Annotated in this window: 16 protein-coding genes, 1 tRNA gene and 1 pseudogene; 12 read left to right on the top strand and 6 right to left on the bottom strand. The window is 60.8% G+C overall.

Translation table 11 applies throughout. The features are described from left to right. Window positions 1-131: 131 nt before the first annotated feature. The 7 genes and pseudogenes from AC1DJO_RS03655 (at window position 132) to AC1DJO_RS03625 (ending at window position 6521) form a co-directional block, all read left to right on the top strand. Window positions 132-746, top strand: a complete 615-nt coding sequence (locus AC1DJO_RS03655) for a PAS domain-containing protein (RefSeq protein WP_477969231.1) — start codon at window positions 132-134, stop codon at window positions 744-746. Between the two features lie 124 nt (window positions 747-870). Further along, a complete protein-coding gene (locus AC1DJO_RS03650) occupies window positions 871-1479 on the top strand; it encodes a PilZ domain-containing protein (RefSeq protein ID WP_112387334.1) in 609 nt (202 codons plus the stop codon). 63 nt (window positions 1480-1542) lie between these two features. Next, window positions 1543-2553 (top strand): prolyl aminopeptidase, encoded by a 1011-nt coding sequence (gene pip / locus AC1DJO_RS03645; RefSeq protein ID WP_477969111.1) that lies wholly within the window; start codon window positions 1543-1545, stop codon window positions 2551-2553. A 338-nt stretch (window positions 2554-2891) separates the two neighbouring features. Then, window positions 2892-3491 carry a transglutaminase-like cysteine peptidase gene (locus AC1DJO_RS03640; RefSeq protein WP_112387332.1) on the top strand — a complete coding sequence of 200 codons (600 nt, stop codon included), beginning with the start codon at window positions 2892-2894 and terminating at the stop codon, window positions 3489-3491. 170 nt (window positions 3492-3661) lie between these two features. Beyond that, window positions 3662-4485, top strand: a pseudogene (locus AC1DJO_RS03635) (hypothetical protein). 121 nt (window positions 4486-4606) lie between these two features. Continuing rightward, the gene (locus AC1DJO_RS03630; protein WP_477969109.1) at window positions 4607-6133 is read left to right on the top strand and encodes a D-alanyl-D-alanine carboxypeptidase; all 1527 of its coding nucleotides are present in this window, start codon (window positions 4607-4609) and stop codon (window positions 6131-6133) included. A gap of 112 nt (window positions 6134-6245) precedes the next feature. Next, entirely contained in the window at window positions 6246-6521 is a 276-nt protein-coding gene (locus AC1DJO_RS03625; protein ID WP_112387329.1) for a hypothetical protein, read from the top strand. 4 nt (window positions 6522-6525) lie between these two features. Here the strand turns inward: AC1DJO_RS03625 and AC1DJO_RS03620 are convergent, their stop codons facing one another. After that, on the bottom strand, window positions 6526-6963 hold the full coding sequence (locus AC1DJO_RS03620) for a DUF1489 family protein (RefSeq protein ID WP_477969107.1): 438 nt from the start codon (window positions 6961-6963) through the stop codon (window positions 6526-6528). Between the two features lie 62 nt (window positions 6964-7025). Beyond that, window positions 7026-8432 (bottom strand): L-serine ammonia-lyase, encoded by a 1407-nt coding sequence (locus AC1DJO_RS03615; protein WP_112516294.1) that lies wholly within the window; start codon window positions 8430-8432, stop codon window positions 7026-7028. Between the two features lie 233 nt (window positions 8433-8665). On the opposite strand from AC1DJO_RS03615, the gene AC1DJO_RS03610 reads away from it, so the two are divergent. After that, window positions 8666-9433 (top strand): DUF599 domain-containing protein, encoded by a 768-nt coding sequence (locus AC1DJO_RS03610; protein WP_477969105.1) that lies wholly within the window; start codon window positions 8666-8668, stop codon window positions 9431-9433. After that, on the top strand, window positions 9434-10420 hold the full coding sequence (locus AC1DJO_RS03605; protein ID WP_477969103.1) for a heparan-alpha-glucosaminide N-acetyltransferase: 987 nt from the start codon (window positions 9434-9436) through the stop codon (window positions 10418-10420). A 42-nt stretch (window positions 10421-10462) separates the two neighbouring features. Here AC1DJO_RS03605 and AC1DJO_RS03600 read toward each other — a convergent pair whose 3' ends face one another. Further along, entirely contained in the window at window positions 10463-10855 is a 393-nt protein-coding gene (locus tag AC1DJO_RS03600) for a MerR family transcriptional regulator (RefSeq protein ID WP_112387324.1), read from the bottom strand. 70 nt (window positions 10856-10925) lie between these two features. Continuing rightward, window positions 10926-12341 carry a magnesium transporter gene (mgtE, locus tag AC1DJO_RS03595; protein WP_477969101.1) on the bottom strand — a complete coding sequence of 472 codons (1416 nt, stop codon included), beginning with the start codon at window positions 12339-12341 and terminating at the stop codon, window positions 10926-10928. Window positions 12342-12584: 243 nt separating this feature from the next. Here mgtE and AC1DJO_RS03590 point away from each other — a divergent pair, with 243 nt between their 5' ends. From AC1DJO_RS03590 to AC1DJO_RS03580, 3 genes are all read left to right on the top strand, one after another. Further along, on the top strand, window positions 12585-13079 hold the full coding sequence (locus AC1DJO_RS03590) for a peptide deformylase (protein WP_477969099.1): 495 nt from the start codon (window positions 12585-12587) through the stop codon (window positions 13077-13079). Window positions 13080-13150: 71 nt separating this feature from the next. After that, entirely contained in the window at window positions 13151-13648 is a 498-nt protein-coding gene (locus tag AC1DJO_RS03585) for a BON domain-containing protein (protein WP_112387321.1), read from the top strand. A gap of 274 nt (window positions 13649-13922) precedes the next feature. Continuing rightward, a complete protein-coding gene (locus AC1DJO_RS03580) occupies window positions 13923-14276 on the top strand; it encodes a hypothetical protein (RefSeq protein WP_112387320.1) in 354 nt (117 codons plus the stop codon). Window positions 14277-14334: 58 nt separating this feature from the next. Here AC1DJO_RS03580 and AC1DJO_RS03575 read toward each other — a convergent pair whose 3' ends face one another. Continuing rightward, window positions 14335-14979 (bottom strand): metallophosphoesterase family protein, encoded by a 645-nt coding sequence (locus AC1DJO_RS03575; protein WP_477969097.1) that lies wholly within the window; start codon window positions 14977-14979, stop codon window positions 14335-14337. Between the two features lie 157 nt (window positions 14980-15136). After that, window positions 15137-15221: transfer RNA gene (locus AC1DJO_RS03570), tRNA-Leu, on the bottom strand. Between the last annotated feature and the right edge of the window lie 17 nt (window positions 15222-15238).

The following is a 15238-nucleotide window of genomic DNA, read 5'->3' as shown; positions in this document are numbered from 1 at the left end:
CAGGCGGGACGGGCAATCGAAACTCTTCTTTAACCTTAACGGGCCCGACTTGGCATGAAACCCGCAGGATAACACCCAAGCAGGCCATGACGGCCTGATTCTGGACTGTAATGAAACAGATTGGGTGCACCGTGCGTCATCACACCATCATCGATGTTTACGACTACTGGAACCGTTTGCGCGGCACCCGGGACGCGCCGCTGAAATCCGAACTGGAACCGTCCACTTTGGGGCACATGCTGCCCAGCCTCTTCATACTGGAGATCAGCGCCGAAGGCCCGGTCACCTTCAGGCTGGCCGGCGCCAAGATTTCCGATCTTTTCGGCCAGGATCTCCGCGACGAGAGCTTCTCGGCATTGTTCGGCGAAGGATATGGCAACACCATCGAAGCCACGCTGGCCGGCGCCATGCGCCATACGATGCCGGCACTGCTCAACGTAACGGGTTACAGCACCGCCGGCCACCGCGCAGCCTTCGAGATCGCGCTAATGCCGCTGCGGTCGGATGACGGTCACTGCGAGCGCCTCTTCGGCGTCATTGCCGCCACGACTGTCGCCAGCTGGCTGGAGGTCGTGCCGCTCGATTTCCTGGTGCTCGACCGCTGCCGCGCGCTGCGGAATTTCCAGGGCGACGCCAGTGCCGAAGCAGGCTGGCAGGTGAGCACCAAACCCACAAGACCGCATGGTCTGGGCGCGATTCTGGGGCGAGTCGTTTCCTCGTTCCGCAGTGGTCCACCTGCCCGCTGAAGCGTCTCGAAACGATACAGATCGGATGCTTGCCAGAAGCTGCAATATGAGGTCGTCAGACAACCTTCTGTTAAGGTGTTGCGGGTAAAGATCGCACTATATCATTTTATAAAGAAGCGCTTTCATGCACTCGTTCCAGCAAGCTCAGACGCAGAGAGCGCCGCGCCCTGAACAGGGTGTTTTTCAGCGCGTGCCGATCAATATGCAGGGCCGGCTGATGCTTGCGAACTACGAAGAGTTCGAATGCATGGTCATCGACATGTCGCCAGGCGACATGTACGTCACCTGCCCCGGCCGCCCGCGCGCCAACGAACGTGTCGTCGCCTATATCGACCATCTTGGCCGCGTCGAAGGCCACGTGCAGACCGTCGATGCCCGCGGCTTCACCATGTCAATCAATGCGACAGAGCGGAAGCGTGAGAAGCTTGCGGCACAGCTGACCTGGCTGGCCAACAAGCACGAACTTGGCTTGCCAGAAGACCGCCGCCACGACCGTCTGACGCCGCGCGAAACCAAGAGCGAACTCACGCTCGAAGACGGCACGCGCTATGTCTGCCGTATCATGGACCTTTCGCTGTCGGGCGCTGCCGTCGACGTCGAGGCCAGGCCACCGCTCGGCACAGCGATCCGCCTCGGCAACATGCGCGGCCGCGTGGTGCGCCACTTCTCCGAAGGCGTGGCGCTCGAATTCCTCTCGTTGCAGTCCCGCGATACGCTGCGCGAATTCCTCTAGGCGTCATCCTTCTGTCATCGCCGTCGACGATCAAGGCCGCCTCGCAAGAAGGCGGCTTTTTTGATGTCTGTATTATTTCCTGAGATCGAGCCATACGATCACGGCATGCTGAATACCGGCGACGGCAACCGGCTCTATTTTGAATGCTGCGGAAATCCGGACGGCCTGCCGGTTGTCGTTTTGCATGGCGGCCCGGGCTCGGGGTGCTCGGGTGCGGCGCGCCGCTATTTTGATCCGTCGGCGTACCGGATCATCCTCTTCGATCAGCGCAATTGCGGCCGCAGCCTGCCGAATGCGGCCGACCCGGATTGCGATCTTGCTGCCAACACCACCTGGCATTTGGTCGCCGATATCGAACGCCTCCGCGAACATCTCGGCGTCGGGCGATGGCTCCTGTTTGGTAACTCGTGGGGTACGACGCTCGCGCTTGCTTACGGACAGCGTCACCCGCAACCCGTTGCAGGCATGATTCTCGCGGGCATCACCACGACACGCCGCTCCGAGATCGACTGGCTGTGTAGCGGCATGGCCCGGTTCTTCCCCGCTGACTATGCGCATTTCATCGAGGCCATTCCACACAGCCTCCGCGATCGCGGACCACTCGCGGCCTATTTCGCTATGCTGAACGGCCCGGACCTCGATCTGCGCCAGGCCGCCGCCTTGGCCTGGCACCGGTGGGAGGCCGCGTCGATCCTGCTTGCCGATCCGAACGGCATGCCGCGCCGGTGGGCCGATCCGCGCTATCTGCTGATGCGTGCGCGGATCGTGACGCACTACTTCCATCACGGCGCCTGGCTGAAGGACCGGCAGCTGCTCGCTGATGCCAGGAAGCTTGGGGGCATACCCGCAACTCTGATCCAGGGCCGGTTTGACCTTGAGGCGCCGTTGACCACCGCATGGGAACTGGCCCAATCCTCGCCGGAGGCCGAGCTCGTCATCGTCGAAAATGCCGCTCATTCCCTCGACAACAGCGCCATCGCCGCTGCTATCGTCGATGCAGCGGCAAAATTTCTGCATTTTTCAAAAAATAATTTTCACCGCAATCGGGCGAAAACCGGCCAATTCGGCGCTTAATGCTCCCTTATGTCAGCGATCTTGCATCTGATCCGGCAAGATCAGCCTGCAAGGCAGCGTTAACAACGCGATAACAAGCCACAATCCGGAACACTCCACCGTTAACTTTTACCCCGGAATAGCGCCATTCCGGCACAGAACCCGTATCGGGAATAGCTGCAATTTTAATCGAATTTGCCGCAAATTTTCTGCGGTTTTTATGCGTATTCGATTCAAATATCGTTCAAGTTTTCTCCACTTTTGAATCAACTAAGCACTTAATTTGACTACGTAATTTTGCGTCGGATAAAACCGTCGATGTCATTGTCACCTCAACAAACGGGGAGACGGCAGAGACAATGTTCAACGCAATCAAGAGCGGCATTTTCGCCAGTATCATGATGATCACGATGACGGGCACAGGACAGGCGGCGCCCGGCAGCATGACGCTTGCAGGCAACGCTAGCCCACCGATCGGCGCCTATCAGTTCTGCAAGGAAAATCCAGCCGATTGCAGCAATCCCGCCGGTGACGCCGGCCCGCTGCTTCTCACCGAAGCACGCTGGAAGGATATCCTGAAGATCAACTATCAGGTCAACTCGTCGATCCAGCCGATGACCGACATGGAGATCTACGGTGTGGAAGAGCGCTGGGCCTACCCGCGTACCGTCGGCGACTGTGAGGACTATGCGCTCTTGAAGCGCAAGCTGCTGATCGATGCCGGCGTCTCGCCGTCCGACCTCCTGATGACCGTGGTGCTGCAGCCGAATGGTGAGGGCCATGCTGTGTTGACCGTCCGCACCGACCACGGCGACTTCATTCTCGATAACATGCGCAACAAGGTCATGCTCTGGGCCGATACCGAATACACCTACCTCAAGCGCCAGTCTTCCGATGATCCGAATCGCTGGATGAAGCTTCAGGATGGCCGTGCGGTTGCCGTCGGCAGCGTGAAGTAAGAGACCTGCCGGGATTTTCCGGCACCATAGCCAGGCACCGGTCAGTCCCCCGCATCCCCGTCCCCGACCGGCGCCCCAGAGCCGCTCCCGCTGTCCCGGGAGCGGCTCGCCCTTTATCGGGCGCTCCGCATTTCTTTGGTTAATGCGATCTTAACCACCCTCGCCTGATGATGGCGCCAGATTCATCCAGGCACCGGCGGCTCACGTTTTTCTTGCGGCGGTCAACGACTGAAGAGCCGCCATGAGCCATCTTGCCCCCAATGCCGCCGCAGTCGACGAAAGCCCTATCCTCTCCAGTGGCTTCCTCATCCGCGTAACCGCCGCCGTCGCCGTTCTTGCTGTCCTCACCATCGCGATCAGCCTCGGCGGCCGCTGGTTCGGCCGCCACATCACGCTGGCAGGCAATAGCGACAGCACCCAGGCCGTCAGCGTCACGATCGGCCGCGACACGCTCAACCTTTCGGAAAACACGATTCGCTTCCCGAGCCAGCGCCGTGCCGGCGTCGCCGAGCGCGCCGACTTGTATCTGACCTGGCCGGAAATGCAGGGCTACACGAAGAACGACCGCGAACGCTTCGACGACGTCGCCCAGTCGGCCGGCCTCATCTTCCTGCAGATCACCCAAAGCACGATGTCGCGCGACATGTCCGGGCGAATCGAACCGATCTACGCCCATCTGATGGACGGTATTGCCAAGCCCTATGCCGATGGCCTGACGCTCCATCACCTGCGCGCCGACGCAGGTTACACCGGAGAAGTTCTGCTGACCGCAGAGCGCCCGAATACGGCCGACTATGCCGTTCGCTGCATCCTGCCCGAATCGCCCGAGCTCGCCACCAGCGGCGACTGCCAGCGCGACATCAAGGTCGGCAAGGATCTGAGCGTGCTTTACCGATTCTCCAGCCGTCATTTGAACGATTGGGACCATATTGATGCCGCTATTCGCTCTTTTGTGGAGGCGCGCCTCGCGACCCGTTCTGCGACAAGCCGCTAAAACGCGGCTGACTGGCGAAAGAAACGATTAATCATAAACGGATTGGTAACTCAGCCCCGGTAACGTCCGCAGTCAACGATCGCCGCGGAGGGGCGTGCGGTCCGGTTCAAAAACATCAGAAATGCAAGCGAAGAGTGAAATAGTGTCAAGGTCAGTCTCCTCCGTACATCCGTCGCGGTCCGGCAATTTCCTGGTGAAGATGCTTGCGGCACTTGCGATCGCCACGACGGCGTTTCTTGCCGAATCGGTTACCGCGGAAGCGGAAGCAGCCAATCCGAAATACGCCGGCATCGTGGTCGATGCGAAGACCGGCAACGTTCTCTACAGTGAGAACGCCGACCGCCTTCAGTATCCGGCATCGCTGACCAAGATGATGACCCTCTACATGACCTTCGAGGCGCTGGAGCAGGGCCGCATTTCGCTCGATACCCGCGTTCCCTTCTCGCCGCACGCATCCGCTCAGGCTCCGACCAAGCTCGGCGTTCGCGCCGGTGGCTCGATCACAGTCGAACAGGGCATTCTCGGCCTCGTGACGCTGTCCGCCAACGACGCGGCAACCGCGCTTGGCGAGATGATCGGTGGCGGCAGCGAAGACCGCTTTGCGCAGATGATGACGGCCAAGGCGCACGCGCTCGGCATGACCCGCACCACCTATCGCAACGCCAACGGCCTGCCGAACACTGCGCAGATGACAACGGCTCGTGACCAGGCCCGCCTCGGCATCGCGCTTCGCCAGCATTTCCCGCAATATTACGGCTATTTCGCCACGCAGAGCTTCAAGTTCGGTACCCGCACGATCCGCAGCCACAACCGCCTCGTCGGTTCCGTGCGCGGCGTCGATGGCATCAAGACCGGCTATACCCGCGCTGCAGGCTTCAATCTCGTCAGCTCGGTGCAGGACGACGGCCGCTCGATCGTTGGCGTGGTCATGGGTGGTGCCTCTACCCCTGCCCGCGACAACCAGATGCGCAAGTTGATCGCCACCTATCTGCCGAAGGCCTCGACACGAGGCGGTACCAAGCTGATTGCCGAACCGGCTCCGACGCGGGCACCTGCCCCGGTGGCTGAAGTTCCGGTCGCTGCTGCCTCCGAGATCGAATTGCCGCATACGGCACCGGCTCCGGCTGCACGCTACGAAGTTGCCGCTGCGGCGACCGCTTACACCGACACACCTGCCGTAAAGACGGAAAACCCGCTGGTGGCAACTCAGCAGCCAGCCGAGATGCCGTCGCCGACCAAGGTCAAGACTGTCGCGATCAAGGGATCGGTTGCTGTCCCGACGCCGGCGCCTGCCTATATGCCGGAACAGCCTGAAGACAATTCCGTTGATCAGTTGACGACGGCTTCGGTCCCGGCCGCCAAGGCTGCCGCGACGCCGGCTGCCGTCACCGAGAGGGGCCCGGCCGGCTGGGTCGTCCAGATCGGGGTTTCCTCCAGCAAGGATGCTGCGATGGATCTGCTGCAGAATGCCAAGACCAAGGGCGGCAAGGCCCTTCGTTCGGCCAAGCCTTTTGCTGTCGCCTATGCCAATGACGGCGAACAGATTTATCGCGCCCGCTTCGGCGGCTTCGATGACCAGCGCGACGCGGTCAATGCCTGCAAGGCGCTGAAGCGCGCAGGCGTCAAGTGCTGGGCGGCTGCCCAGTGAGATATTCGGTGCCGCCAGTCCTGTTTCTGACGGCACCGCAGACGGCCGAACCGGTGTTTGCGGTTTCGGTCGAAGTTCGTGACCTCGATTGTTAGTGCGTACGGGGAATATTATGGCGATCAATGGAAATGTACCGGGCTTTCCGCCCGAAGGACGCGCAACCGGCAAGCCGGCCCGCATCGGCCTGCACCCGCTTCATGAGGCTGCATTGCGCCTCGCCGAGATCGGGCGGCCGCGCGCGACCAAGTCGGCAAAGACCAAGGATCTGATCAATCTTCTGCTGACCCATGGCGCCCGCGCCTGGCGCTACCAGCAGCCCGAAGCCCGTATTCACCTGCACGTCACCTGCCCGGAAGGTACGTCGCCGGTCACGCTGCGGCTTCGCTGATTATCTAGAGCAATCCGAGTTCCGAAAGCTCGCGGCGCAAGTCCGCGGGCATTTCAGCAATACCGGCGCCGAGGCTCATCAGGTCGCGCGGCGTGTCCTCTTCCGGATAATAGCGCCAGCCCTGGAATGCCCGCTTCGGCTGAACCGATGTCTCGATGACCTCCGGTCCGAGAACGAGATGGCAGCGGCCGATGCCCTCGCCATCCGTGAAACTCTCGATACCGAGCAGCTTCTGGCGCGCCTGCACCTGCCCTTTGATCACCCAATAGAGCGAGCCGCCATCGAGCAGTTCGTCGACGCGCTTCGGCACCATGCGGGTGGTGTGGATGGAGTGAGGTTCGAGACCGGCAGCGATCGCCCGCAGAGAACGTTCAGCGACCCATTCGCGCAGATCCTCGATGGAGTCGGCGCCGACGCACAATTTGATGAGATGCAATGCCATACCGGCTGTTGAAATCCTTTTGACCGGCAGCGTCAAGCGCTACCGGCCCGAAGTCCACAAACTCAGCATTCGACGACGTTGACGGCCAAACCCCCGGTGGAGGTTTCCTTGTATTTCTCGCTCATGTCGTATCCCGTCTGGCGCATCGTCTCGATACAGGCGTCGAGCGGCACGAAATGCTGGCCGTCGCCCTTGACCGCAAGCGAGGCTGCCGTCACAGCCTTGACCGCACCCAGCGCGTTCCTCTCGATACAGGGAACCTGAACGAGGCCGGCAACCGGATCGCAGGTCATGCCAAGGTGATGCTCGAGCGCGATCTCGGCAGCGTTCTCGATCTGGGCCGGCGTCGCGCCCATGACCGCGGCAAGCCCTGCAGCCGCCATCGCAGCCGCCGAACCTACCTCGCCCTGACAGCCGACTTCAGCGCCGGAGATCGAGGCGTTGTGCTTGATGATGCCGCCAACGGCTGCGGCTGTCAGCAGATAGTCGCGGATGCCGTTCTGGTCCCAGTCGTCGTGGAAATGCTCGTAGTAGCGGATGGTTGCCGGAATGACGCCGGCCGCACCATTGGTCGGCGCCGTGACGACGCGCCCGCCCGCGGCATTTTCCTCGTTGACCGCCATCGCATAGACGCTCAGCCAGTCGTTGGCGAGCAGCGGGTTGATGCGGTTACTGCGCCATTCTTCCTGCAGCTTGTCGTGGATCTGCCGCGCCCGGCGGCGAACCTTGAGCCCGCCAGGCATGATGCCATCGACCTTCAACCCTCGCTCGATACAGGAGCGCATCGCGTCCCAGATCCGGTCGAGACCGGCATCGAGCTCCTCGCGGCTGCGCTGGCTCTCCTCGTTGGCACGCTTCATCTGCGCGATGGTGAGCCCCGAGCGATCGGCCATCTCCAGCATCTGCGCCGCGGTGGCGAAGGGGTAGGGCACCTTGGTCGCACCGGGCGCCGCCTTCTTCTTGGCGCGCATCTGCTCGAGTTCGGTATCGGTGACCACGAAACCGCCTCCGACCGAGTAGTAGATGCGGCGCAGCAGCAACCGGTCGTCCTTGTCGAAGGCTGAAAAGATCATGCCGTTCGCATGGCCGGGAAGCGTCTGCTTCTTGTCGAAGACCAGGTCGTTCTTCGGCAGGAAGAAATAGGCGGGATGGCCGGGTGGCGTGATGCGGCCGGAGCGCTCCACCTGATCGATGATGCCGTCCATCTTGTCGGGATCGACGCTATCTGGCGCCTCGCCCATCAGGCCAAGGATCACCGCCCTGCCCGTTCCGTGACCGATCCCGGTATAGGCGAGCGAGCCATGCAGGCTGGCCTTGATCGACGCGACCTGCGCGCCTGATGTAGGGCGCGGCCACTCGTTCGAGAGAATAAGGTCGAGGAAGCGGTTGGCAGCCGACATCGGCCCCATCGTATGCGAGCTCGAAGGCCCGACGCCGATCTTGAAAACATCGAATACCGAAAGGAACATGCCTGCTTCCCAATAATGAACTGCACCGAGACTATCCCCGGGAGCAACTTGCCGCGCGCGGCGAACCGACATCGCGTTTGACCGGCGCGACACTGTTGCAGAAGGATTTAATGCCTGTCGGTGCTTTGCGAAAGGCCGGACCACTGGAAATCGCTTCGGGCCATCGCCCCGGTCATTGCAGCATCGCATGGCATATGTAGAGTGGCGCCGGAGACCAAGGGGTTGAATCATCGATGCTTACGCTTGCGGACTATACTGCGCTTGCCTTCTTTGCCGTGTCCTGGCTCGGCTACTCCTGGCTTCTCCGCGGCCGGACCTTCTTCGGACGCACCAGTCTGACGCATGCGATGGGCGAGCGCCGCCGCGAATGGATCTACAATTCGCTGCGCCGCGACCTGAAGATGATCGACACCCAGATCATGGCCGGTCTGCAGAACGGCACGGCTTTCTTCGCCTCGACCTCGATCTTCGCGATCGGCAGCTGCTTTGCCCTGCTCGGCGCCACCGACAAGGTCAGCGCCATCTTCGCCGACCTGCCTTATGTCTTCGGCGGCAGCCACGTAAGCTTCGAGCTCAAGGTCGGCGGACTGGCGGGACTGTTCGCCTATGCCTTCTTCAAGTTCGGCTGGTCCTACCGGCTCTTCAACTACTGCACCATCCTGTTCGGCGCGATCCCGATGATGCGCGACACAGAGGCCGACGTCTATGCCGCAGAGCGTGCCGCCGAGCGCGTCATCCGCATGAACATCATCGCCGGCGGTCATTTCAACGAAGGCCTGCGGGCGATCTTCCTGTCGATCGGCTATCTCGGATGGTTCGTCAACGCTTACGTTTTCATGGCAACGACAGCGACCGTCGTCTTCGTGCTTACGCGCAGGCAGTTCTTTTCGGAGGCGCGGCTGGCGATCATGGATGTGTCGCCGCCATCAAATCTCCACCTTTCTCCTATTCCCCGCGACCCAGCGCAAAACGGCGACGGTGATTTGTCCGGGAGACAGTGAATGACGATGATGGCTGACAGCAACGGCAGCCCGGCGCATCCGCCCCGGATCGGCCTCCTCGATACGCTGCGCGGCGCCGCCCTGATCGCCATGGCAACCTATCATTTCAGCTGGGACCTGGAGTTCATGGGCTATCTGGCGCCCGGAACCGCAGAGACCGGCTGGCTGAAGCTCTATGCGCGGGCCATCGCCACCACATTCCTGTTCATCGCCGGCCTCAGCATGGCGTTGTCGAGCCAGGCAGGCATCCGCTGGCCGTCGTTCTGGAAACGCTTCGCGATGATTGCAGGCGCTGCACTGCTGATCTCCGTCGCAACGCGCATCGCCATGCCCGGCGAGTGGATATTCTTCGGAATCCTGCATTGCATGGCGGCGATGACGCTTGTCGGCGTCGTCTTCGCCCGCCTGCCGCTATTCGTGACCGCCCTTGTCACGGTCGCCCTGGTTGCCGCCTGGATTGCCGATACTTTCGTTACGCCCGGCATGCTTCGCTCGGCGTCCTTCAACCAGCCGCTGCTCTGGTGGATCGGTCTTACCGACATGCCGCCGCGCTCCAACGATTATGTGCCGATCTTTCCCTGGGCAGCCGCCTATATGTCCGGCTTGACGCTGGCGCTGGTTGCCCTGCGCACCAGCCTGCCGCAGAAGCTTGCCGCACTTGGGACCGGCGGCTCGCTGCTGGCACGCGGCGGGCGCCACAGCCTGGCATTCTATCTGATCCACCAGCCGGTGCTGATCGCCGTCGCTTACGCAATGACGCTGATTGCGCCACCTGCCAAACCCGATCCGGTGCAGGGTTATCTACAACAATGCCAGACGGCTTGTTTGCAGCAGGAAGGCGAAGCGCTCTGCCACAGCTTCTGCCAGTGCACGTTGGAGAGGTTGCAGGCTGATAATCTGTTTACGCCTTTGCAGTCCGGTACGATTCAGGCGGACAACGATGGGGTGCAGCGGATTGCGTTGGAATGCAGCGTTCCGGCTCAATGAAAGACAGCCTGCCCGCGCGCTGCCGCACGGCCTTTCGATACGTCAGGTGCCGACGCCGATTTCGGCCAGCCGGCCGAGGCAGGATTCCTCGATATTGTCGAGTTCCGCCAGCGTGTCGTCGATATCCTTGCGCTTCTGGCGCAGGTCCTCACGCTTCTCATCGACGCGCTTCATCAAGAGCTTCAGCTGACCGAGTTCCCCCGGCGGCTCCTTGTAGACGGTGATGATCTCGCGGATCTCGGCGATGGTGAAACCGATGCGCCGGCCGCGCAGGATTTCCTGGATGAGCCTGCGGTCCGCCTGGCGGAAAAGCCGGGTACGGCCGCGGCGCTCCGGATGGATCAGACCTTCGTCTTCATAGAAGCGAAGCGTGCGCGTCGACACACCGAATTCGCGCGTCAGCTCCGTTATGCTATAATACTTGTTCACAGGCATCAGATTCCCACTCTCTCCTGCCAATAATATTGACTTTTACGTAATAGTCAATTTCGGCAGGCTGGCGTGGTTAAATGCCGAACCACCAAGTGGCAATCCCCAAGAATGCGAAGAAGCCCGTACAGTCGGTGACGGTCGTGACGAAAACCGACGAGGCGATGGCGGGATCGGCGCCGACCTTGTCCAGAAGCAGCGGCAGCAGGATGCCCGCCAATGCCGCGGCAATCAGGTTGATGATCATCGCCGCGCCGATCACCATGCCCAGCTGGTAATCGTGGAACCAGGTGCCGGCAATCGCCCCCATGATCGTTGCGAAAATCACCCCGTTCATGATGCCGACGGTCGCCTCCCTGCGGATGATGCGGCCAGCGTTGTAAATGTCGAGATCGCGGGTCGCGAGCGCCCGCACCGTGACCGTCATGGTCTGCGTGCCGGCATTGCCGCCCATCGAGGCGACGATCGGCATCAGCACCGCCAGCGCGATCATCTTCTCGATCGACCCGTCGAACAGGCCGATGACGCTTGCAGACAGCATCGCCGTGCCGAGATTGATCAGCAGCCAGAGAAAGCGCGAACGGACTGTGGAGATGACATTATCCGACAGCTCTTCGTCACCGACACCGCCGAGGCGCTTGATATCCTCATCGGCTTCTTCGTGGATGACGTCGACCACGTCGTCGATGGTCAGCACGCCCACCAGGCGTTCGTTCTCGTCGACGACGGCGGCTGAGAGAAGGTCATACTGCTCGAAGAGCTGTGCCGCCTCTTCCTGGTCCATCTCGGCCGGGATCGGGTGGTTCGTCTCCCGCATGATCACTTCGATCTTGTTCTGCCGCTTGGTGCGCAAAATCTGGTCGAGATCGACGGCGCCGAGCAGCTTGAAGGTCGGATCGATGACGAAGATCTGCGTGAAGGAGTAAGGCAGGTCCTCCTCCTCGCGCATGTAGTCGATCGTCTGCCCGACGGTCCAGAACGGTGGCACGGCGACGAACTCGGTCTGCATGCGCCGGCCTGCCGAGCTCTCGGGGTAATCGAGCGCTCGGCGAAGCCGCACCCGCTCGGTGAACGGCAGCTGGGCGAGAATTTCGTCCCGGTCTTCCTGATCAAGATCTTCGAGAATGTAGACGGCATCGTCCGAATCGAGATCGCCGATCGCCGCGGCGATCTGCTCGTTCGGCATCTGATCGACGATCTCACGGCGGATCGCTTCATCCACCTCGGTCAACGCCGTCATGTCGAAGTCGTCGCCGAGCAGGCGCACCAGCGCCAGGCGCTGATCCGGCTGGATCGCTTCGAGCAGGTCGCCGATTTCCGATTCGTGCAGGCGCGCCACATTCTGGCGCAGGAAAATCGTGTCGCGATCAGCGATCGCCGCGCCGAGCAGCGCTAGAAAATCGCTGCGAACGTTGCCGTCCTCGTCATAGATGTCGGCGTCTTCGTCCTCTGGACGCTTGCGGATGCGTTCGTCTTCTTCGCTTGCCGTCATTTGCGCCTCGCATCCAGGATCATAACAGTTACGGCTTTCCTGCCGCGTTCGAGAATGGCGGCGGAAAAGGCATTGTCAACAAGCGGATAAACGAACCCCGCCAGCCGTTGCGGCAGCATAAGTCCCCGTCCCTGCTAACCGAATTGGCTCCTTGCGTCTAGCGTCCAAAACCATGTCTGCGGATGACAATGCGCCGTTGCGGCGATAGTTTCCGCAACCCGAATATCAGGAGCTTATGAAAACATGACGATCCGCCCGATCCTGCGCTATCCGCATCCCGGATTGAAAACAGTCTGCGCACCTGTCAGCACCTTCGACGGCGATCTGCAGAGCCTTGCGGGCGATCTCCTGGACACCATGCGGGCCGCACCCGGCGTTGGGATCACGGCGGCCCATATCGGCATCTTCCAAAGGGTGGTGGTGATCGAACTCAGCAAGGCCGATGGCGTGCGGACCTATGTCAATCCGGAAATCCTCTCGTCTTCGGCGGAACCTTTGCGCCAGATGGAAGGCAGTGTCTCCATGCCCGGCGCGACAGAGGAGGTCATCCGGCCCGGCGCAATCCGTTTCCGCTATCAGACCGTGACCGGCGAGACGAAGGAGGAAAACGCAGATGGTTTTCTCGCCATCTGCATCCAGCATGAGATCGACCAGCTCGATGGTATCTTCTGGCTGCAGCGCCTCTCCAAGCTCAAGCGCGACCGGCTGATCCGCAAATGGGAAAAGGCCGCCCGCTAATTTCATAAAACTTCCACGAACCAATCCGGCCGATGAGCGTTCTTTGAGCATGACCTTGAAGGAGGACGATCATGCCGAAGACCGACGACAAGAGCACCATTTCACGCGAAGAAGATTATCGCGACTACGAGGAGCGCAATCTCGATGACGGCTGGCCCTATTCCGACAGCCCCGGCGCATCCTCGGCAAAGCCCGCCAACGGCGCCTATGGCGAGACATCAGCCAATTTCGACCGTGACCGCAACGGCGGCTTCCGCATCGATGGAACCGACGAGGACGGCAATGAGAACCGTCTGAGGGATTCGCTGACGGCAGATATGATCGATCGCAGCGAGAGCGACGATCTGGAAGCCCGCGTCTCCGAAAACCTCGAAAACATTCCTGATCTCGACGCAGACAGCATCGACGTCCATGCCGACGGCCATACGATCACGCTGGAAGGTTCAGTCGAGACGATCGGAATTGCCCGCAAGGCCGAACTCGGCGCGCTTTCCGTCGATGGCGTCCACCACGTTCGCAACCGTCTTGAGACGACAGGCGTCGACTCGCATATCCCGAACGAGGATTAGCTTCAATAATTGTAGAAACGAATGATGTATTCATGGGTTGTATGTTTCGATAAACCCGGCCGCACACGCGGCCGGGTTTTGTTGTTTTGATAGGTTGCTAACCTATGTCACAAAACGGTGAAATATCGCCACAGAATCGTGAATTACATGGACAATTCGTAATCCGCACTGGCCATACGCTCCCACAATTTCGCCTCAATTCAGGAGCGAACTCGTACCTGCCGAGGGTTATCGTTTCGTTGTTGATTGCAACAACTGATTGAGGAGATATCACATGAGAATCAAACTTGCAGCCACCGCGGCCCTGTTTGCCATTGGCGTCGCATCGTCCGCTTTCGCCGCTCCCATGTACGACGACAGCTACGTCCGCCCGATCCGCATCAGCCCGCCGAAGCCTGTTCACTACACCGAACATGCCCCTCCGGCCTATTCCGACGACTACACCAATGACAGCGACGGCTGGTACCAGACCAAGATGGCCGCGCCCAAGAAGATCAACTATTCCAAGCTCGAAGCCCAGCGCCTTCCGCCGTGCAAGAACCCGGCCGAACTGACGGGCGTGCAGACCAGAGCCGGTGATGGCGGAGCTTCCGATACCGATGCCTGCCGCGACGTTGGCACGCACTGACCGCGACGAAAACGCAACAAGAGCCGCATGTGCGGCTCTTGTTTCATCCCCGCGGCGATCAGCCTCGAACCTGAAGCAATGTGGCCGGACCGCCCGGGAGACTATCGTCGAAAACCGCGCAGGAGAGTTTTCCCCCGAAGACACAGCCGCTGTCGAGATTGGTCCGATTTCCCGTCGTTCGCGGATTGGCCGGTGACGGCGTATGCCCGTGCACCAGATGCTTTCCCCAGAACTCACCTGATACATCGTCTTCGAAGCGCAGCCACATCAGGTCATGCGGCGCTTGATCCTCTAGATAGAGCCCTTCCCTGACGCCGGCATGCACGAAGATGCGATGCGGATCCGTGTGTAGAAGCGGCAGTGCCGCCATCCAGTTCAAGTGCGGCGATGGAACCGGTCCGCCGTAAGAGGTCAGCGTCTCGATCCCGCCATTGTCCAGCCACCACGATTCGTTATGCCGCCCATCATGAGCACCCGTTGCCATGTCCTCGTGATTGCCCTTCAGCGCGATCCATTGCCAGTCCGGCGAGCGCGGCCCTGCCATCAGCGTCTCCACGACGGCACAGCTATCTGGGCCACGGTCGATATAGTCGCCGAGAAACACGACCTTTCCTGATGGCGCATAGTCTTCCACCCGCTCGATGATCCGCAACAGCGGGCCGATGCAGCCGTGGATATCTCCAATGGCAAAGGTGAGGCTCAATGCGCCGCGCTCCCTGTCGATATGACAAAGGAATAACTAGCGTGAGGCAGCCAGTCGTCGATAGCGCCGAAACAGCTGCCAGCGGCTCAGATTTTACGTCAGCAGAATGAGATAAGAAACTGTAGAAAAAGAAAAACCCGCCGAAGCGGGTTTACTTTGGTGCGGTCGAGAAGACTCGAACTTCCACGGGTTGCCCCACAGCGACCTCAACGCTGCGCGTCTACCAATTCCGCCACGACCGCATCGTGGTAGAGCCGAT

It is taken from the genome of Rhizobium sp. 05N430 (genome assembly GCF_056396985.1).
Note: the sequence above shows the minus strand (reverse complement) of the source record. Positions and strands in the feature narration are given on the sequence as shown.